General features: G+C 67.6%; 17 protein-coding genes. 12 read left to right on the top strand and 5 right to left on the bottom strand.

What is annotated here, in order from left to right; genetic code table 11:
• The first annotated feature begins 62 nt into the window (after positions 1-62).
• Positions 63-1,472 (top strand): 3-isopropylmalate dehydratase large subunit, encoded by a 1,410-nt coding sequence (gene leuC, locus VEC57_17105; protein HYC00855.1) that lies wholly within the window; start codon positions 63-65, stop codon positions 1,470-1,472.
• Positions 1,473-1,602: 130 nt separating this feature from the next.
• Positions 1,603-2,205 carry a 3-isopropylmalate dehydratase small subunit gene (gene leuD, locus VEC57_17110; protein HYC00856.1) on the top strand — a complete coding sequence of 201 codons (603 nt, stop codon included), beginning with the start codon at positions 1,603-1,605 and terminating at the stop codon, positions 2,203-2,205.
• A gap of 27 nt (positions 2,206-2,232) precedes the next feature.
• Here the strand turns inward: leuD and VEC57_17115 are convergent, their stop codons facing one another.
• Entirely contained in the window at positions 2,233-3,198 is a 966-nt protein-coding gene (locus tag VEC57_17115) for a LysR substrate-binding domain-containing protein (protein HYC00857.1), read from the bottom strand.
• Between the two features lie 85 nt (positions 3,199-3,283).
• Here VEC57_17115 and VEC57_17120 point away from each other — a divergent pair, with 85 nt between their 5' ends.
• From VEC57_17120 to VEC57_17130, 3 genes are all read left to right on the top strand, one after another.
• The gene (locus tag VEC57_17120) at positions 3,284-4,042 is read left to right on the top strand and encodes a glutathione peroxidase (GenBank protein HYC00858.1); all 759 of its coding nucleotides are present in this window, start codon (positions 3,284-3,286) and stop codon (positions 4,040-4,042) included.
• Between the two features lie 11 nt (positions 4,043-4,053).
• Positions 4,054-4,500 (top strand): Dps family protein, encoded by a 447-nt coding sequence (locus VEC57_17125; protein ID HYC00859.1) that lies wholly within the window; start codon positions 4,054-4,056, stop codon positions 4,498-4,500.
• 256 nt (positions 4,501-4,756) lie between these two features.
• The gene (locus tag VEC57_17130) at positions 4,757-5,809 is read left to right on the top strand and encodes a hypothetical protein (GenBank protein ID HYC00860.1); all 1,053 of its coding nucleotides are present in this window, start codon (positions 4,757-4,759) and stop codon (positions 5,807-5,809) included.
• A gap of 36 nt (positions 5,810-5,845) precedes the next feature.
• Here the strand turns inward: VEC57_17130 and VEC57_17135 are convergent, their stop codons facing one another.
• Positions 5,846-6,100 carry a GlsB/YeaQ/YmgE family stress response membrane protein gene (locus VEC57_17135; protein HYC00861.1) on the bottom strand — a complete coding sequence of 85 codons (255 nt, stop codon included), beginning with the start codon at positions 6,098-6,100 and terminating at the stop codon, positions 5,846-5,848.
• Positions 6,101-6,612: 512 nt separating this feature from the next.
• Here VEC57_17135 and VEC57_17140 point away from each other — a divergent pair.
• The 5 genes from VEC57_17140 (at position 6,613) to VEC57_17160 (ending at position 11,796) form a co-directional block, all read left to right on the top strand.
• Positions 6,613-6,780 (top strand): hypothetical protein, encoded by a 168-nt coding sequence (locus VEC57_17140; GenBank protein ID HYC00862.1) that lies wholly within the window; start codon positions 6,613-6,615, stop codon positions 6,778-6,780.
• A gap of 66 nt (positions 6,781-6,846) precedes the next feature.
• On the top strand, positions 6,847-8,154 hold the full coding sequence (locus VEC57_17145; GenBank protein ID HYC00863.1) for a hypothetical protein: 1,308 nt from the start codon (positions 6,847-6,849) through the stop codon (positions 8,152-8,154).
• Between the two features lie 249 nt (positions 8,155-8,403).
• Positions 8,404-9,069: a succinate dehydrogenase cytochrome b subunit gene (locus tag VEC57_17150; GenBank protein HYC00864.1), complete on the top strand. Its 666-nt coding sequence runs from the start codon at positions 8,404-8,406 to the stop codon at positions 9,067-9,069.
• Positions 9,066-10,991 carry a fumarate reductase/succinate dehydrogenase flavoprotein subunit gene (locus tag VEC57_17155; GenBank protein HYC00865.1) on the top strand — a complete coding sequence of 642 codons (1,926 nt, stop codon included), beginning with the start codon at positions 9,066-9,068 and terminating at the stop codon, positions 10,989-10,991. The genes VEC57_17150 and VEC57_17155 overlap by 4 nt, the downstream gene beginning before the upstream one ends.
• Positions 10,992-11,019: 28 nt before the next feature.
• Positions 11,020-11,796, top strand: a complete 777-nt coding sequence (locus tag VEC57_17160) for a succinate dehydrogenase/fumarate reductase iron-sulfur subunit (GenBank protein HYC00866.1) — start codon at positions 11,020-11,022, stop codon at positions 11,794-11,796.
• 46 nt (positions 11,797-11,842) lie between these two features.
• Here VEC57_17160 and VEC57_17165 read toward each other — a convergent pair whose 3' ends face one another.
• Both VEC57_17165 and VEC57_17170 read right to left on the bottom strand, forming a co-directional pair.
• The gene (locus tag VEC57_17165) at positions 11,843-13,006 is read right to left on the bottom strand and encodes a PatB family C-S lyase (protein ID HYC00867.1); all 1,164 of its coding nucleotides are present in this window, start codon (positions 13,004-13,006) and stop codon (positions 11,843-11,845) included.
• A gap of 16 nt (positions 13,007-13,022) precedes the next feature.
• On the bottom strand, positions 13,023-14,852 hold the full coding sequence (locus VEC57_17170) for an NAD(P)/FAD-dependent oxidoreductase (GenBank protein HYC00868.1): 1,830 nt from the start codon (positions 14,850-14,852) through the stop codon (positions 13,023-13,025).
• Positions 14,853-15,023: 171 nt separating this feature from the next.
• On the opposite strand from VEC57_17170, the gene VEC57_17175 reads away from it, so the two are divergent.
• The gene (locus VEC57_17175) at positions 15,024-16,070 is read left to right on the top strand and encodes an amidohydrolase family protein (GenBank protein HYC00869.1); all 1,047 of its coding nucleotides are present in this window, start codon (positions 15,024-15,026) and stop codon (positions 16,068-16,070) included.
• A gap of 89 nt (positions 16,071-16,159) precedes the next feature.
• On the opposite strand, the gene VEC57_17180 is transcribed toward VEC57_17175, so the two are convergent.
• The gene (locus VEC57_17180; GenBank protein HYC00870.1) at positions 16,160-17,812 is read right to left on the bottom strand and encodes a dockerin type I domain-containing protein; all 1,653 of its coding nucleotides are present in this window, start codon (positions 17,810-17,812) and stop codon (positions 16,160-16,162) included.
• A 122-nt stretch (positions 17,813-17,934) separates the two neighbouring features.
• Between VEC57_17180 and VEC57_17185 the strand changes: the two genes are divergently transcribed.
• Positions 17,935-18,732 (top strand): dienelactone hydrolase family protein, encoded by a 798-nt coding sequence (locus VEC57_17185; GenBank protein ID HYC00871.1) that lies wholly within the window; start codon positions 17,935-17,937, stop codon positions 18,730-18,732.
• Position 18,733: the final 1 nt, after the last annotated feature.

Genomic DNA, 18,733 nt, shown 5'->3' on the forward strand with positions numbered 1-18,733 from the left:
CTTAGCATACGGCTCAATAAGTTTCATTCGACTACATAGTCGACCTTTGCGATAAACGATCCATGGGAAAGAGCCTGTTTCAGAAGGTATGGGAGCGGCACACGGTCCGGGAGCTGCCCGGCGGACAGGTGCAGCTGTTCATTGGCGCCCACCTCATCCACGAGGTGACCAGCCCGCAAGCCTTCGGAATGCTTCGCGATCTCGGCCTGGGGGTGGCGCACCCCGAGCGCACCTTCGCCACCGTCGACCACATCGTTCCGACCGATACTCGCGCGCGTCCGTACCAGGACGCGCTGGCCGAAGGGATGATCGTGGCGCTGGAGGAGGCCTGCCGCGAGTTCGGCATCCGCTTCTTCGGCCCCGAGACCGGCCACCAGGGCATCGTGCACGTGATCGGCCCCGAGCTCGGCATCACGCAGCCTGGCATGACGATCGCGTGCGGCGACTCGCACACCTCCACGCACGGCGCGTTCGGTGCGATCGCCTTCGGCATCGGCACCACGCAGGTGCGCGACGTGCTGGCCACGCAGACGCTGGCGCTGGCGCCGCTGAAGGTCCGCCGCATCTACGTGCACGGCAAGCTCGGCCCCGGCGTCTACGCCAAGGACATCATCCTGCACGTCATCCGCACGCTCGGAGTCAACGGCGGCACCGGCTTCGCCTACGAGTACGCCGGCCCCACCATCGAAGCGCTGTCGATGGAAGAGCGGATGACCATCTGCAACATGTCGATCGAGGGCGGCGCGCGCGTCGGCTACGTCAATCCCGACGAGAAGACGTTCGAGTTCCTGAAGGGTCGCGAGTACGCGCCCAAGGGCGAGGCCTGGGACCGTGCGCTCGAGTACTGGAAGGAGATCGCCTCCGACGCCGACGCGTATTTCGACGACGTCGTCGAGATCGACGCCGCCGACATCGCGCCGACCGTGACGTGGGGCATCAACCCCGGTCAGGCGATCGCGGTCGACGAGCGTGTGCCGGCGGAGAGCGAGGCGAGCGACGACACCGAACGCGCCAGCATCCAGGAGGCGCTCGAGTACATGAAGCTGCAGGGCGGGGCGCCGATCAAGGGCACCAAGGTCGATGTGTGCTTCATCGGAAGCTGCACCAATGGACGCCTCAGCGATTTCCGCGAAGTCGCCAGCTACCTCAAGGGCAGGAAGGTGGCGCCCGGAGTGCGTGCGCTGGCCGTGCCGGGCTCGCAGGAAGTGGCGCGCGCGGCGATCGCCGAAGGCCTGGACAAGGTCTTCACGGAGGCGGGCTTCGAGTGGCGCGAGGCGGGCTGCTCGATGTGCCTGGCGATGAACCCCGACAAGCTGATCGGCGGCCAGCTCTGTGCGTCTTCGTCGAACCGCAACTTCAAGGGACGCCAGGGCAGCCCTACGGGCCGCACGATCCTGATGAGCCCGGTCATGGTCGCGGCCGCCGCAGTCGAAGGCGCAGTAGCGGATGCCCGCGAAACCTTCCGCATCTGAACGGGGTCAGGCCTTGCATTGAGCATTTCGCGGCAGGCACGGCGTCTGCTCGTCGAGCGATAGAAGACGACGCAGGCGTCGTTTCGTCCGAGCATGGCAACGGCTGCTGCCGCTGCGTGGAGAAGAGTCAATGGCTTTGGAAAACATCACGAAGGTCAGCGGGCGCGCCGTGCACGTCCCCGGCGACGACATCGACACCGACCGCATCATTCCCGCGCGCTTCATGAAGTGCGTGACCTTCGACGGGCTCGGCCGCTACTTCTTCTACGACGTGCGCTTCGACGAGAACGAGCAGCCGCGCCCGCACAACCTCAACGATCCGCGCTTTGCCGGCGCGAGCATTCTCGTCTCCGGCCGCAACTTCGGCTGCGGCTCCTCGCGCGAGCACGCGCCGCAGGCGATCGCCAAGGCGGGATTCCGCGCGGTGATTGCCGAGGGCTTTGCCGAGATCTTCTTCGGCAACTCGACCACTCTCGGCCTGCCGTGCGTGACGCTGTCGTCGCAGGACATCCGCAAGCTGAGCGACCTGATCGAGCGCGAGCCGCAGATGCAGGTGACGATCGACCTGGAGACGCAGGCGGTCACGGCCGGCGACCTGGTGCTCCCGCTGTCGATCAAGCCCGCCGCGCGCGAGGCGCTGATGACGGGGCAGTGGGACCCCATCGGCAGGCTGCTCGAAGGGAAGCAGGACGTCGAGCGCACGGCAGCGTCGCTGCCGTACCTGCAGTTCTAGGCCGGCAGCTCGTCGCCGCCGGCGCCGTCAGCGGCGTTTGTGCGTACGCGCCGTGGCGCCACCTCCACCTTCGCCGGCGGCCGCGTACGCGGCGGCCATGCTCGCCGCCAGCGTGCGCATCTCCTCGCCGCGCGACGATCCCGCTCGCCATACCAGGCCGATGCGTCTGCTCGGCGGCGGCGCCCGAAACTGACGCACGATCACGCCCGAGCTCTCGGCCACCGGCACCGCAATCGACGGCAGCAGCGTGACGCCGTCGCCGCCGGCGACCATCTGGACGAGCGTGGCCAGGCTGGTGGCGCGGAAGTCCGCGTCTTCGTCGGCGCCGGCGCGCGCGCACACGGCCAGCGCCTGATCGCGCAGGCAGTGGCCGTCCTCGAGCAGCAGCACCCGCTCGCCGTCGAGGTCGCTCTCCTCCACCTGCTTCTTCCTTGCCAGAGCATGCCCCTTCGGAACCGCCAGCAGGAAGGCATCGTCGAACATGGGCGCCGACTCGATGCCGGCCATCGGCACGTCCAGCGCGATCAGCGCGCAGTCGATGCGACCCTTGCCGATGAGGCCGAGCAGCACCTCGGTCTTCTCTTCGCGCAGCATGAGCCTGAGCTCGGGAAACTCCGCGCGCACGTGCGGCAGCACCGCCGGCAGCAGGTACGGCGCGATGGTCGGAATGACGCCGAGGCGCAGCGGGCCGCACAGCGGCCGCGCGCGGCGTCGCGCCAGCTCCACCATCTCCCGCGCGGTCGCGACCAGCGCACGTGCGCGCTCGACGATCTCGACGCCGGCGGGGGTGACGATCACGCCGCGGCGGTCGCGCTCGAAGATGCGCACGCCGAGGAGCCGCTCCACCTCGCGGACCTGCGCGCTCAGGCCCGGTTGCGAGACGTGACAGTGCGCGGCCGCCGCGCCGAACGAAGCCTCGTCGGCAATGGCCACGACGTACTCGAGCTGGCGCAAGGTGGGCAGCGGCACGGGCGTGGGCTTTCTGGCGGCCATAACGGCAGGTTATCGTCGTGAGAGAAAAGTTCAATTTGAGCTATGGCACCTCAGGCCTCAAATTGGGTCGCAAGGAGAAACACTCATGACCCAAGCAACCAAGGAAGGAACCCGCATCCCCGAAGTCACGTTCCGGACCCGCGACGGCGGCTCCTGGAAGGACGTCAGCACCCGCGAGCTCTTCGCCGGCAAGAACGTCGTCGTCTTCGCCCTGCCCGGCGCATTCACGCCGACCTGCTCGGCCACGCACCTGCCGCGCTACGAAGAGCTGGCGCCGGCGCTGCGATCGGCGGGCATCGACGAGATCGTCTGCCTCTCCGTCAACGACGGCTTCGTCATGGAGGCGTGGGGCCGCGACCAGAACGTGCGGAACGTGCGCCTGATTCCCGACGGCAACGGCGAGTTCACGCGCGCGATGGGCATGCTCGTCGACAAGGCCGATCTCGGCTTCGGCCCGCGCTCGTGGCGCTACTCCATGCTGGTCGAGGACGGCGTGATCCGGAAGATGTTCGTCGAGCCGCACAAGGACGGCGATCCCTTCGAAGTGTCGGACGCCGACACGATGCTCGCGTACGTTTCCCCGCAGACCGCCGACAGGGCCAACGTCGTGGTATTCACGAAGAGCGGCTGCCCGCACTGCACACGCGCCAAGAACGCGCTGGCGGCGGCGGGAATGCCCTACCGCGAGATCGAGATCAGCGGCGTCGGCGGCATCGAGGCGCTGCGCGCGGTGAGCGGAGCCTCGACGGTTCCGCAGGTATTCATCGACGGCGTGCGCATCGGCGGCGCCGACGATCTGGAACGGCACCTGGCGGCGGCGTGCGCGACCACGGCAGCCGCCTGAGGAGAGAAGACATGAGCGAGAGAAACACCGAAGTGGCCGAAGCCGCCGCAAGGCTGCTGGCGGACACCTACACGCTGTATCTGAAGACGCACAACTTCCACTGGAACGTGACGGGGCCGATGTTCACGACCCTGCACACGCTCTTCGAGACGCAGTACACGGAGCTGGCGTTGGCGGTGGACGAGATCGCCGAGCGGATTCGCGCTCTCGGTCACGTGGCACCGGGCTCGTACACGCAGTTCGCCCGCCTGGCCGCGGTCGAGGAGGCGGTGGAGGTGCCGAAGGCGGAGGAGATGATCCGCACGCTGGTCGCGGACCACGCAACCGTTGCCGCAACGGCTCGCGCGCTGGTGGCGGCGGCTGAAAAGGCCGGCGACGACGCCAGCGCCGATCTTGGCGTGCGTCGCATCGACGTTGCGGAGAAGTCGGCATGGATGCTGCGAAGTCACCTGGAATGACTTCGCGGCACCGCCGCGCAGCGGCCTCGTCACCCCGCGACGATGGCTGCTGCGCGGGCCCGTGCAGCAGGCGGACAAGGGTTTCAAAGGGGGAACCGGCTACATCGCGCGTCCGATAATGGGCCAATCCGACGACTTCGTCCCGAGCATCCGGTCTTTCGTGCGCTCGACGAGCTGGCGCTGTGCATGCTGCTGATCCGCTGAACCGCGCCCTCTTCCCATTGTCGCTTGCGGGCGCGGCTGCTATCCCCGTGGCATGAAAGTCCCACGCGCAGCTCTCCTTGCCCTGTCGCTCCTCACGATCGCAACGGCGGCATCTGCCGCCGACACCTGCGGCCAGCCGGTCACGAGCGGGCCGGCGCCTGCCGCATCCGATGCGCTGGCGGTGCTTCGAAGCGCGGTCGGCTCCTTTGAATGCCAGGTCTGCGTCTGCGACGTGGACGAAAGCGGCGCGGTGACGGCCTCCGACGCGCTGCGCGTCCTGCGAGTGGCGGTTGGGCAGAATTTCGTGCTCGACTGCACGGGCTGCTTCGTCGAACAGGTCATCGGCGCTGCCGGCGGCTCCATCACCTCGCTCGACAACGTGATGACGCTGGTGGTGCCGCCCGGCGCCCTCGGCGAGGACACGGCCATTCGCATTCAGGACATGGACATCGAGGATCTGCCCGAGCCGCTTGCCTCCTCCGATGAAGATGCCCGCGTCTATCTGCTGGGACCGGAGGGCCTGGAGCTGGACGAGGACGTCCAGATTCGCGTGCGCCAGACCGAGGATCCCACGGCCACGCCGGGCATGCTGGTGGGTGACGTCGGCATCGTCTTTACCGGCGACGGAGAGGACGGCATCGCCATGGCCGGCAACCAGGGACTCGAGGTGGATCGCGTCCTCGACACGGTGACCACCACGGCAACGATATCGCGTCTGGCGTTCGTGGCCGCGCTGGTTCTTGATGTGCGCATGAGCATCGCCGACCTGCCGACGGCGGCGCCGCTGAACGTGCCGCTGCAGATCGGCATCGAGATCGAGAACGACGACGAGGCCGTCACCTTCGACACCGCCACCTATACCGACGACGACTTCGGCGCGTGGGGACCAAGCAGCGGCGTGGCCATCGAGCAGGATCCGATCACGCCCGTGGGCGACTCGTTCTCCGAGTCCTACGGCTACCAGTGCAGCGGCAGTGCCCTTGTCAGCTATTCGCCGCGAATCGACATGCAGTACGACCTGGACGTGGAAGCCGAGACGCCGCTGGCATTCGAGAACATCACGCACCGCACCGACGTGCTGGCCAACGTGAACTGCCAACCGTAAACGACACGGTCCTCGCTGCCGAGGCTTCTCGTTTCGTCACGCTCGAGAACGTCTCATCCGGCTGTACGCGAAAAGAATCAGGATCGCTCCCACGATCGAAGCGATGAATCCCGCCGCTTCGTCGGCGTGATAGAGGCCGAGCGCCCGGCCGAGCAGCGTAGCAACGGCGGCTCCGGCGATTCCGATCAGAGCCGTGACGAAGAAGCCTCCTGGATCGTCGCCCGGCATGAGCATCTTCGCCAAAGCGCCCACGACTGCGCCGATGATGACGATCCAGATGAGTTCGAGCATTTCGTCCTCCGTTTGCGCCCCGCGCTGGCGGGCTACCGTCGTTGCGCGAGCTCGCTGTACCCTCAATCCCTAGCACGCCGCCGCAGGCAGTCGAGACGAAATACGACTCGGACGCTGCATTGGCGCAGTTGCCGACCTCGAGCGGAACAGGCGCAGGATGATCGGGCGCAAGAGGATGGGAAGGATTCGACAAGCCGGTACGCTGATCGCCAAGTAGGGCGGCTGCGTCACGCCGAACGACAGCGCCCTCCGTCGAGCCCGCACGATCCGCGACGGCAAGCAGCCCCGCCGTAGAGACGAACTCAACGTTCGTCCCGACGGGCCCGTGACGACCAACTCGAACGAAGCGGCGGCCGGGTTGTGCAACGGCCTGGACGACAACTGCAATGGTGTGGTGGACGAGGGCTGTTGACGCTCGAGCGTGGAACGCTACCGAGCGACGGTTTCATGACGCCTGCCTGAGGTTAGCGGCACGTCACCAGCGTCTGGTAGGTGCAGATGTCGTCGCCTACGTGATCGCCGCCTTCGAGTGCCGCGTCCTGTCCGGCATCGCACGACCCGACGGTGAACGGGCGTTCGAAGCGCGCTACGTCACCGCCGCCGAGCTGGGCGAGCTCGAGCTCGCCGACTGGGCCAATTTCGTGCTGCCGCGCCTGATGCAGGAGCGCGGCGAGGCGTGAATCCTGCCCGCGAGTTGGAAGCCGTAGCCGCTCGCGCTGCGCCCGGTTTCTCTGTAGCGTGCGCTGGTGGCCGTGCACGACACCGACAGCGCCAGGGACCTGACCAACCAGCTCAACCGCAGCTGTCATTGCATCGCCGTCGATACGCACGCGCTGCAGCGGTCGCTCGAAAGCGGCGCCGGCGAGGTCGGCATCTATGCCACGATCCTGCGCGACCAGCCGCATCTCTTCTCGGGGACGCCGGTGTTCCTCTCGCGCGATCACCTGGCGCGCATGCAGCGCGTGGTGTCCGCCATCGAGTCGGTCGTCCGCACGCCGGCGTACGCGTCGCGGGCGCTGGAAACCGCGCCGGACGTCGCCCGATTCGACCCCGGCACCCGCGGCGTCTTCCTCGGCTACGACTTCCATCTTGCCGACACCGGCCCGCAGCTGATCGAGATCAACACCAACGCCGGAGGCGCGCTTCTCAACACCGCGCTGGCGCGTGCCCAGCGGGCTTGCTGCGAGGAGGTCGAAGCGGTGGTGGCGGCGCCTGGCGCCGGCGAAGCGGTGGATGCCGAGTTCCTGGCGATGTTCCGCAACGAGTGGCGCCTCCAGCGCGGCGAGCGGCCGTGGAACAGCGTCGCCATCGTCGACGAGAACCCCGAAGCGCAATACCTGTATCCGGAGTTCCGGATGTTCCGCGAGCTGTTCGAGCGCTCCGGTCTTCGCGCGAGCATTCTCGACCCCGTCCAGCTCGAGTACCGTGACGGCAGCCTCCACGCGCCCGACGGCCACGTCGTCGATCTGGTCTACAATCGCCTGACCGATTTCTACCTGGAGACGCGCGCGTCGGCCTCGCTGCGGGCGGCGTACCTCTCCGGCCACGTCGTGGTCACGCCGGGGCCGCGCGACCACGCGCTCTACGCGGACAAGCGCCATCTGATCGCGCTGTCGGACGCTGCGCTGCTGCAGTCGTGGAACGTGCCTCCGGCGACCATTGCGCTCCTGGAGGCGAGTGTGCCGCGGACGATCCTTCTGGACGACGGCAACCGCGACCGGCTCTGGAGCGAGCGCAAGCGATACTTCTTCAAGCCGGCGTGCGGCTACGGCAGCAAGGCTGCCTATCGCGGCGACAAGCTCACGCGGGGTGTGTGGGAAGCCATCGCCGCCTCCGACACGCCGTACGTCGCGCAGCGCCTGGTGCCGCCGAGCGAGCGGACGATCAAGCAGGACGGCAACGATGTGCCGCTCAAGCTCGACGTCCGCTGCTACGTCTACGATGCTCGGGTCCAGCTCGTGGCTGCGCGGCTCTATCAGGGACAGACGACGAACTTCCGCACGGCCGGCGGCGGTTTCGCGCCCGTTTTCACCGAAGCCGAGTTCGCGGCCTGAGCCTCCTGCCGCGTTCGCGAAGGTCCCGCGAGCTTCAGCCGGCTTGCGACAACGTCGGTGCCTTGCGAGGCAGCGTCAGCTGCCGCGACGGTGGCTCACCAAGACATTGGCGGTACGGCCGCGGCCATGCACCCGCCTGCTCGATTAGCCCGATCAGCCAATCGTATTAGCGTCGCGTATCTTCAAGCCGCAGCATAACTTCTGGACATTTCTCCGCGATGTCCTAGAACGACGGCCGGAGCCCGCCGCATGAAGCGAATCCTGACGCTGCTCGGTTCGACGATCGGTCAGAAGGTGCTGATGGGAGCAACCGGTCTGCTGATGATCGCGTTCCTGATCGCGCACATGGCCGCCAACCTCCTGGTCCTGTTCGATGCGCAGGGCTACAACGAATACAGCCACAAGCTCATCACCAACCCTCTCATCTATCTCGCCGAGTTCGGCCTCGTCGTCCTGTTCGTCGCGCATTTCGTCACCGGCTTTCGTCTGACCAAGGAGAACCGCGACGCGCGGCCGGATGGTTATCACCTCAAGCAGCCGGTGGGGCCGCCGAGCCGCAAGAGCCTGGCTTCCTCCACGATGATCCTGACGGGCGTGGTGCTGCTGGTGTTCGTTCCGCTTCATCTGAAGACGTTCAAGTTCGGCCACTGGTACGAGACGGCCGACGGCGCCATGCGCGATCTCCACAAGCTCGTCATCGAGGTCTTCCAGAGCCCCGGCTACACCGCCTGGTACTTGATCGCGCTTCCGCTGCTCGGCTTTCACGCCTGGCACGGCTTCGGCAGCGCTTTCGAGTCCATGGGCGTCTCCTACAAGCGCCAGCTTCGCATGGCGGGACAGGCGCTTGCGGTGATTCTGACGGCCGGCTTCATGGCAGTGCCGGTGTGGGTGTTCTTCTACGGAGGTGGGCAGTGAGCCAGGGCACCATCCTCGACGGCAAGGTCCCTGGCGGTCCGATCGAGACCATGTGGGAGACGCACAAGGCCCACATGAACCTGGTCAACCCGGCCAATCGCCGCAAGTACAACATCATCGTCGTCGGGACGGGGCTGGCGGGCGCGTCGGCGGCGGCCAGCCTGGGCGAGCTCGGCTACAACGTCCTGGCTTTCACGATCCTGGACAGCCCGCGCCGCAGCCACAGCATCGCGGCACAAGGCGGCATCAACGCCGCCAAGAACTACAAGAACGACGGCGACTCCATCTACCGCCTCTTCTACGACACGGTGAAGGGCGGCGACTATCGCGCCCGCGAGGGCAACGTCTACCGGCTCGCCGAGAGCAGCGTGCGCATCATCGACCAGTGCGTGGCGCAGGGCGTGCCGTTCGCGCGCGAATACGGCGGCCTTCTCGACAACCGCTCCTTCGGCGGCGCGCAGGTCTCGCGCACGTTCTACGCCCGCGGTCAGACTGGACAGCAGCTCCTCCTGGGCGCCTACCAGGCCCTGCTGCGTCAGGTCGATGCCGGCACCGTCACCGTTCTGCCGCGCCGCGAGATGCTCGATCTCGTCATCGTCGGCGGCCGCGCCCGAGGCATCGTCTGCCGCAACCTCGTCAACGGGACGTACGAGCGGTATGTCGGGCATGCGGTTCTGCTGGCCACCGGCGGCTACGGCAACGCCTACTACCTGTCCACCAACGCCGGCAACAGCAACGTGACCGCCGCCTGGCGTTGCGCGCGGCGCGGCGCGCTGTTCGCCAATCCGAGCTTCGCGCAGATCCACCCGACCTGCATTCCGGAGACCGGGACGCATCAGAGCAAGCTGACCCTCATGTCGGAGAGCCTGCGCAACGACGGCCGCGTGTGGGTGCCCGTGGAAGCGGGCGACAAGCGCAGCCCCAAGCAGATTCCCGAGCACGAGCGCGACTACTATCTGGAGCGCCGCTACCCGGCATTCGGCAACCTGGTGCCGCGTGATGTCGCCTCGCGCGCCGCCAAGGCCGTCTGCGACGAAGGTCGCGGCGTGGGTCCCACCGGCCGCGCCGTCTATCTCGACTTCACCGACGCCATCCAGCGCCTGGGCGCCGACGTCATCCGCGACCGTTACGGCAACCTGTTCGACATGTACGAGCACATCGCCGGCGAGAATCCGTACGAAGTGCCGATGAAGATCTACCCGGCCATCCACTACACGATGGGCGGCCTGTGGGTCGACTATCATCTGATGAGCAACATCGAGGGATTGTTCGTGCTCGGCGAGGCCAACTTCTCCGACCATGGCGCCAACCGCCTCGGCGCCAGTGCGCTGATGCAGGGGCTGGGCGACGGCTATTTCGTCGTCCCGTACACGCTGGCGAACTACCTCGGCGGCACCAGGCTCGAGCCGGTCGGCAAGGACCACGATGCTTTCGCCGAAGCCGAAGCCGCGGTGGAGGCGCGCATCCAGAAGCTGCTGCAGGCCAAGGGCGACGTCTCGGTGAAGGAGTACCACCGCCGCCTAGGCCGCGTGCTGTGGGACAAGGTCGGCATGGCGCGCAACCGCAAGGGGCTGCAGGAGGCGCTGGCGGAGGTGCATGCGCTGCGCGACGAATACCAGCACAAGGTCGCCGTCACCGGCACCAGCGAGGACTTCAACAAGCAGCTCGAGTACGCGCTGCGCGTCGACGACTACATGGAGTTCGCCGACATGATGGTGCGCGATGCGCTCGACCGCGAGGAGTCATGCGGCTGCCACTTCCGCGAGGAGTATCAGACCGAAGACGGCGAGTGCATGCGAAACGACGCGCAATACGCGTACGTGGCGGCGTGGGAGTTCACGGGCCGCGGCAAGACGCCGGTGCTGCACAAGGAGCCGCTCGAGTTCAAGCACGTCGAGCTCAAGCAGCGCAGCTACAAGTGACGGGAAGACGCCGCGAGCAGGGAACGCCATGGAGACGACGAACAGCAGACAGGCCACGATGACCGTCAAGGTCCGCGTCTGGCGACAGGCCAACGCCGAGGCCGCGGGTCGCTTCGTCGAATACGTGGTCAGGAACGTCGTGCCCGACATGTCGTTCCTCGAGATGCTCGACGTGCTCAACGAGCAGCTCGTGTCCGAAGGTCAGGACGTCATCGCGTTCGACTCCGACTGCCGTGAAGGAATCTGCGGCTCGTGCGGCTGCATGGTCAACGGCATCGCGCACGGCCCGGGCACCGGCAAGACCGTCTGCCAGCTGTTCATGCGGGTGTTCAGGGACGGCGAGCAGATCACGGTGGAGCCGTTTCGCGCGAAGGCGTTTCCGGTCGTCAAGGATCTCGTCGTCAACCGCAGTGCGCTCGACCGCATCGTTTCGGCCGGCGGCTACGTCTCCGTCAACACCGGCGCGCCGCGCGACGCCAACGAGATCCTCATTGGCAAGGAGACCGCCGACAAGGCCTTCGATGCCGCAGCCTGCATCGGCTGCGGCGCCTGCGTGGCCGCGTGCAAGAACGCCTCTGCCGTTCTCTTCACCGGCGCCAAGGTCGCGCACCTCGCGTATCTGCCGCAGGGGCATCCCGAGCGTTACCGCCGTGCGGTGCGCATGGTCGAGCAGATGGAGAGCGAGGGCTTCGGCGCCTGCTCCAACGAAGGGGAATGCGAGGCCGTCTGCCCCAAGCGCATCTCCACCCGGCACATCCAGATTCTGCAGCGCGAGTACCTGAAGGGAATGCTGCGCGGCGCGTAGGCGTGCAGCCTCGAGCGCATGCTCGCCCCGATCGCAACGCCTTTCCTCACGCCGGATTGCGCAGAACCGTGTCCATCCGGCCGAGGATCTCGCGCAGGATCGGGCGGGAGGTCGCGAAGTTCAGCCGCACGCACCCGCGGCCGCCCTCGCCGAAGGCTTCGCCGTCGGCGAGCATGACGCGGCATTTCTCGAGCAGCAGGTCGCGCGGCGACCCTTCGAGCTGCAGGGCGCCGAGGTCCAGCCACGAAAGGTACGTCGCCTGCGGCGCCACGTGCGCGACGGCCGGCCAGCTGCGCGCGACGTGGTCGGCGACGAGATCGCGGTTGCCCTGCAGATAGCGCATCACCTCGTCCTGCCAGTCCTGGCACTGCGTCCACGCGGCCACCGTCGCGGCCATGCCGAGCGATCCGATGCCGCCTCGTGCGTGATGATGGTGCAGGCGGCGAAACTGCCGGTGCGGCTCCTCGCTGCCGAAGGCGGCGAACGAGCAGCGCAGCCCCGCCATGTTGAACGCCTTGGTCGCCGACGTCAGCGTGATCGTGCGGGCGGCGATCTCCGGTCCCAGCATCGCCAGCGGGATGTGCTGGTGGCCGGTGTAGGTCAGCTCGGCGTGGATCTCGTCGGACAGGACCAGGAGGTCGCGCTCCACCGCCAGCTCGGCCAGCTTCATCAGCTCGTCGCGCGTCAGCACGCGGCCGGTGGGATTGTGCGGGTTGCACAGCAGAAGCAGGCGCGTCTCGGGCACCATCTCGGCTCGCAGGCGCTCGAAATCGATCTCGTAACCGCTGCCGCCGCGGACGTAGCGCTTCCACACCGGCCGGCGACCGGTGACGTGCACGGCCTCGAGGAACGGTGGATAGATCGGAACCGGAGTGACGATCGCATCGGTAGCCGCAGTGAACGCCTGGATCGCCAGGTGCATGCCCTGCACCACGTCGGTCAGCACCTCGACGCGCGCCGGGTCGACGTGCCAGCCGAAGCGCTCGTGCATCCGTCGCGCGAACGCCGTCTGCACGCCGTCGACGTCGGGCCCGGTCGCATAGCCCAGGTCGGAATCGGCGATCATCGTCTGGAGGACGCGGCGGATCGGCTCGGCCACCGGGTAGTCCATGTCAGCGACCCACGCCGGCAGAACGTCATCCTCGCAGCGCGCCCACTTGGCGCCGGTACGACGGCGCAGCGCCTGGATGTCGAGGTCGTCGAAGCTCACGCCGCCGCCCGAGGGCTCACGCGACCTCGATGCCCGCCAGCTTTCCGTCGGCGCGCCACTGCTCGAGCAGCGCGATGAACTCGGGCGAGCCGGTGCCGCCGCCATAGAAGCCGTTCTGCACGCTGCGCTCGGACAGCTTGCCCTCGTTGTTGTAGTAGCCGGGCGTGCAGTTCTCGAGGAACATCATCCCCGCGCCCGCCTTCTCGATGCAGCGGTCGATCCACTGGCGCACGGCCTCGTTGCTCGCTTCGACGCGCCGCAGCCCCTCGCGGCGGGCCTTGTCGATGATGTAGGTCAGGTGCTTGGCCTGCTCGTTCAGCATGTGCGGGTAGTTGGCGGTGAAGCCGGCCTGCGAGTTGCTCATCAGGAAGCAGTTGGGGAAGCCGTGCACGTGCATGCCGTGCAGCGTGCGGACGCCCTCGGACCACCACTCGGTCAGGCTCATGCCGTCGCGGCCGTAGATCTGCATTCCGGCGCGGCGGCAGTAGTCGGTGCCGACCTCGAAGCCGGTGGCGAAGATCAGGCAGTCCAGTTCGTACTCGCGCGGGCCCACGACCACGCCGCGCTCGGTGATGCGATCCACGCCGCGCCCTTCGGTGTCGACGAGGGTGACGTTGTCGCGGTTGAACGTCTCCAGATACTCGTTGTGGAAGCAGGGACGCTTGCAGAACTGGCGGTACCAGGGCTTGAGCGCCGCGGCCGTCGCCGGATCCTTGACCGTCGCGTCGATGCGCGCGCGGATCGACTCCATCTTCTCGAAATCGGCCATCTCCACGGCTCGCGCGATGCCTTCGGGCGTGAAGTCGATCGTCTGGCCCGCCTGAATCCCGAGCAGCAGCCTGGTGATGATGTCGGTCCAGCCGTCATGGACGAGGTCCTCTCCCTGCGGCACGCCCGAGACCAGGTTGTTGAAGTTGTCCATCCGATGCTGATGCCAGCCCGCCTGCAGGGAGGCCGCCCACTGCGGATCGGTGGGCGGATTGATCTTGACGTCGACCGAGGAGGGCGTGCGCTGGAAGACGTACAGGTGCTGCGCCCACTCGCCGAGATGCGGCACGATCTGCACCGCCGTCGCGCCGGTGCCGATGACGCCCACGCGCTTGCCGGTCAGACCTGTCAGGCCGCCCTCGGAACTGCCGCCCGTGTAGCGGTAGTCCCAGCGGCTGGCGTGAAAGGAGTGGCCGCGGAAGCTGTCGATGCCGCCAATGCCCGGCAGCTTCGGACGATTGAGCGGCCCGGTCGCGAGCACGACGAAGCGCGCGCGCATGCGGTCGCCGTGATTCGTCGAGACGATCCAGCGCGAGGCTGCCTCGTCCCAGCGCAGCTCCTCGACGCGCGTCTGGAAGCAGGCATCGCGGTAGAGATCGAACCTGCGGCCGATCGCCTGCGCGTGCGCGAGAATCTCGGCGCCGCCCGCGTACTTCTCCCTGGGCACGTAGCCCACTTCCTCGAGCAGCGGCAGATACGTGTACGACTCGATGTCGCAGGCTATTCCCGGATAGCGGTTCCAGTACCAGGTGCCGCCGAAATCGCCGGCTGGATCGATCATGCGGATGTCTTCGACGCCCGCCTGCCGAAGCCTCGCCCCCGCCAGCAATCCGCCGAAGCCGCCGCCGATCACCACCACCTCGACCTCGTCCGTCCGAGGCTCGCGCCGGAAACCGGGCTCGACGTACGGATCGTCGAGGTAGTGGGCGAAGCGGCCGGCCACTTCGACGTACTGCTCGTTGCCGTCGGCGCGAACACGCTTGTCGCGCTCGCGGCGGTACTTCTCGCGCAGTGCATCGAGATCGACGGGCCTGGGAGCCTCCGTGTCTGGATGATCGGTGTCGGAAAGATCACTCATGGGCGGTCCTCGTCGCCGCTGGTGCCGGCGGTGTGCACTGCGCTGCGCGAAATTCGCATTGGCCCGGGCGGGAGTCCAGCCGCGTGGCGGGCGCGCTCGGAGCCGTCCGCCGACGAGGACGGCGCGCGCGGCGGCGCTTGAGTCGGCTTCGAGCGGAATGCACAAGGCCGCATGAGCGACAGCGAGGCGATTCTCGACCCCGAGCTTCCCATCATCGATCCGCACCACCATCTGTGGGATCGTCCCACGGAGATCCTCAAGAACCTCCCGCCGCTGCAGCACCCGTTCATGGACATCATCCATGAGGTCCCCCGGTATCTGCTCGATGAATTGCTCGCGGACCTGCGCTGCGGGCACGACGTGCGCGCGACCGTCTACCTGGAGTGCGGCGCCATGTACCGCGCCGACGGGCCGCCCGAGCTGAGCTGCGTCGGCGAGACCGAATTCGTCAACGGCATCGCGGCGATGACGGCGAGCGGGCTCTACGGCAACGTGCGGGCCTGCGCCGCCATCGTCGGTCATGTGGATCTGACGATGGGTGCACGGGTCGAGGAGGTCCTGCGCGCGCACATTGCAGCGGCGCCGGCGCGTTTCCGCGGAATTCGCCAGAGCGCATCGTACGACGAGGACTTCAACGTGCTGGGGCCTCTGGCGGGCAGAGCGCCGCAGGGGCTGTATCTGGACTCCCGTTTTCGTGAAGGGTTCGCGTGCCTGGAGCGCCTCGGCCTGTCTTTCGATGCGTGGATGCTCGAGCCGCAGCTTCCCGACCTGATCGACCTGGCCCGCGCGTTCCCGCAGACGACGATCGTGCTCGACCACGTCGGCACGCCTTTGGGCATAGGCGCCTACCAGGGCCGCCGCGAGGAGCGCTTCGACGTCTGGCGCAGAAGCATCCGCGAGCTGGCGAGCTGCCCGAACGTGGTCGTCAAGCTGGGCGGGCTGGCGATGCCGTTTGCCGCGTTCCCGTGGTCGTACGCGAAGCCGGCACAATCGTCGGAGCAGCTCGCGCAGGCATGGAAGCCGTACATCGAGACCTGCATCGAAGCGTTCGGTCCGACCCGCGCCATGTTCGAGAGCAACTATCCCGTCGACAGCTACACGGGCAGCTACCGGCTGTTGTGGAATGCGTTCAAACGCATCGCCGCCGGCTGTTCCGTCGCCGAAAAGCGGGAGCTCTTCAGCGGCACCGCGTCGCGCGTGTACCGCGTGCAGATCTAGCGGCTCGCGCTGTCGCCGAGCCGTCCTTGGAGCTGCCCCGTTCGTGCTGCTGCGGCGCGAGCCTGGCGCCGCGCGCGCACGTCGCGCGATCAGTTTTCACAGAACCCGGTGCCGCAGAAGTCGGGACCGTACTCGGAGCAGACGGCGGTCTCGCCGTTGCTCGGCTGCTGCGGCTGCGAGGACTCCAGACAGTAGAACGGATTCTCGACGCCGTCCCAGAAAGCGCAGCAACAGAAGCATCCGACGCCGGAGCCCATCGTCGTCGTCGACGATGACGTCACCGTGGTCGTCGTCGGCGGCGGCGGCGGATCGGTGATGTTCGGCGCCAGTTCGTAGACCGCCATCGCCAACTCGCGGATGACGCCATCGAGATCGGGCAGCACGATGTCGTCGAGCATCGCGCGCATCGACAGGTCGACGGTGCGGATGCCCTGCTTGACCAGCTCGAGAGAGCCCTCGGCTGCCGCGCCGAGCGCGCCACCGACCGCAATCAGCCCGTTGCCGCCGACGATCGTGACGTACCCGATGGCGGCCGCCGGCAGCGACAGAGCGATGGCGGGCGCTCCCGCAGCCGCGAGCACGCCCACGCCCAGCGCCGCCGAGCCCTGGGCAACGGCAAAGCCGGTGCCGAATGCGTCGGCCGCGCACGGAGCCGAGAAATATCCCGGCCGCGATGCGGTCGTCGGCTGCCCGTTCTTCAGGTCGTTGTAATAGGTATCGGCGAAATTCTGCCCGCAGTCGCCCGCGGCGCGTGGAGTCGAAACGTGCGCACGCGATTGTGCCGCGCCTCGAGCGAGCGGAGCCCTGGCGCCGTCGCCCGCGGCGCGCGCAGCCAGCGCGGGCGACGCGTCGACGTGCTCGGCGCGCGCCTTCAGCATCGCCAGCAGCAGCGCGTCCACCTGAACGACATCGGCCTGCGTAAGCGCGAAAGGCTGACCGTCGAAGAACCCCAGCGACGGCATGCCGCCGGCTGCGGCCGATTGGACGAGGCTGTCGAGCGTCTGCAGCGCCGCCATCGAATCGGCCAGGGCGTCGGCGGCGACATCGAACTCGGCGTCATCACGCATCTCGATCTCATCGATGAGCTGCTGGCTGCGCGCGATGGCGCCGGCGAGGAAGTCGCGTGTCACCTGGCCGGGCGGGTTGGGCGGAACCGGCAGCGGCGCGATGGTCGGTCCGGCAAGGACGTTGGAGGCTCTGGTGGAAGAGCCTTTGCCTTCCAGGACCTGGACCTTGACGGCCAGGGCCGAGGTCAGTGGCGGCATCGCAGCCGCGGCAGCGCCTTCCTGCGCGATCACGGTCGGGATCTCGATCGAGAGCGTGGTGCCGGAGAAGACGCGCATCACGTGCGATTTCTCCTGGTCGAATCCGCCAGCCTCGATGGCCAGGAGCGCGCCGGCATCCACGCTGTCGTCGATCAGCTCGGAGAGCAGCGGCTGCGGCGTCGTGCACTCCTGACCGGCGAAGCAGGCCAGGAAGCGAGTCAGCCCGACGGCCCGCCGTAGCACCGCAAGCGCGTCGGTGGCGCTGACGCCGCCATCCGCATTGACGTCGCACGCGCAGGGAGGACAGCTCTGATTGCCTCCCACCGCCTTTCGCAGAACCACCAGCGCGTCGGTGGCGTTGGTGCCGTTGGTGCCGTTCGCATCGCCGCAGGATGCGCCGATGGCCCGAGCGGGAAACAGGAGGGCGAGAGCGCCCAGCCCGGCAGCGAGCGCCAGGTTCGCAGTGAAAGGGGGCATCGCCACGTGCTCACGATATGGCGCGCGGCAGCGCCAAGGCCAGCGCGCGCGAGGCAGGTGGTGTGCGGACATTGACCTGTCCGCTCGGTCCGGCCAATTCAGCAGCCCGAGGGAAGATTCCGATGCCGCAAACCGACATGACCCGGCCCGACCCGCTCGACGACTTCGAATGCCGCTCGGTCGAGCTGCTGGGAAGGCCCAAGCCGGTGTTCGTGGCGGGAGGCGGGCCGGCCGTCATCGTCATCAGCGAGATGCCCGGAATCACGCCCTACGTCGCAAGGTTCGCACGCTGGATCCGCGACGCCGGCTTCACCGTCTGGATGCCGGTGCTGTTCGGCAATCCCGGTCAACCCTTTTCGCTGCCCTACGTCATAAAATCGGTTGCCCGGGCATGCATCAGCTCGGAGTTTCGCGCCTTCGCCGCCAACGCCTCCAGTCCCGTCACGCAATGGCTGCGTGCGCTGGCCGCTCATGCCTATCCGTTGTGCGGCGGCAAGGGCGTGGGTGCCATCGGCATGTGCTTCACCGGCAACTTCGCCCTGTCGATGATGCTGGAGCCGGCCATGCTGGCGCCCGTGCTGGCGCAGCCGTCGCTGCCCGTCACCGATCACGCGGGAATGCACATCGCGCCCGAGGAGCTGGCGAAGGTGAAGGAACGCCTCGAGCGTGAAGACCTGACGGTGCTCGCCTACCGCTTCGCCGGCGACAGCATGTGCCGCGCCGAGCGCTTCGCGGCTTACGAGCGCGCGCTCGGCGACCGCTTCGTCGGCCGCGTGCTCCCCGACAGCGCCGCCAACCCCGCCGCCCCCATGAAGAACCCGCACAGCGTGGTCACGCTCCATCTCATCGACGAGCACAACCAGCCCACGAGGAAGGCGGTCGAGGAGATCATCGAGTTCTTCGGCATGCGGTTGCGGTAGG

The sequence above is a fragment of the Candidatus Limnocylindrales bacterium genome, assembly GCA_035626395.1.
Classification (GTDB): Bacteria; Desulfobacterota; Binatia; order UBA1149; family CAITLU01; genus DASPNH01.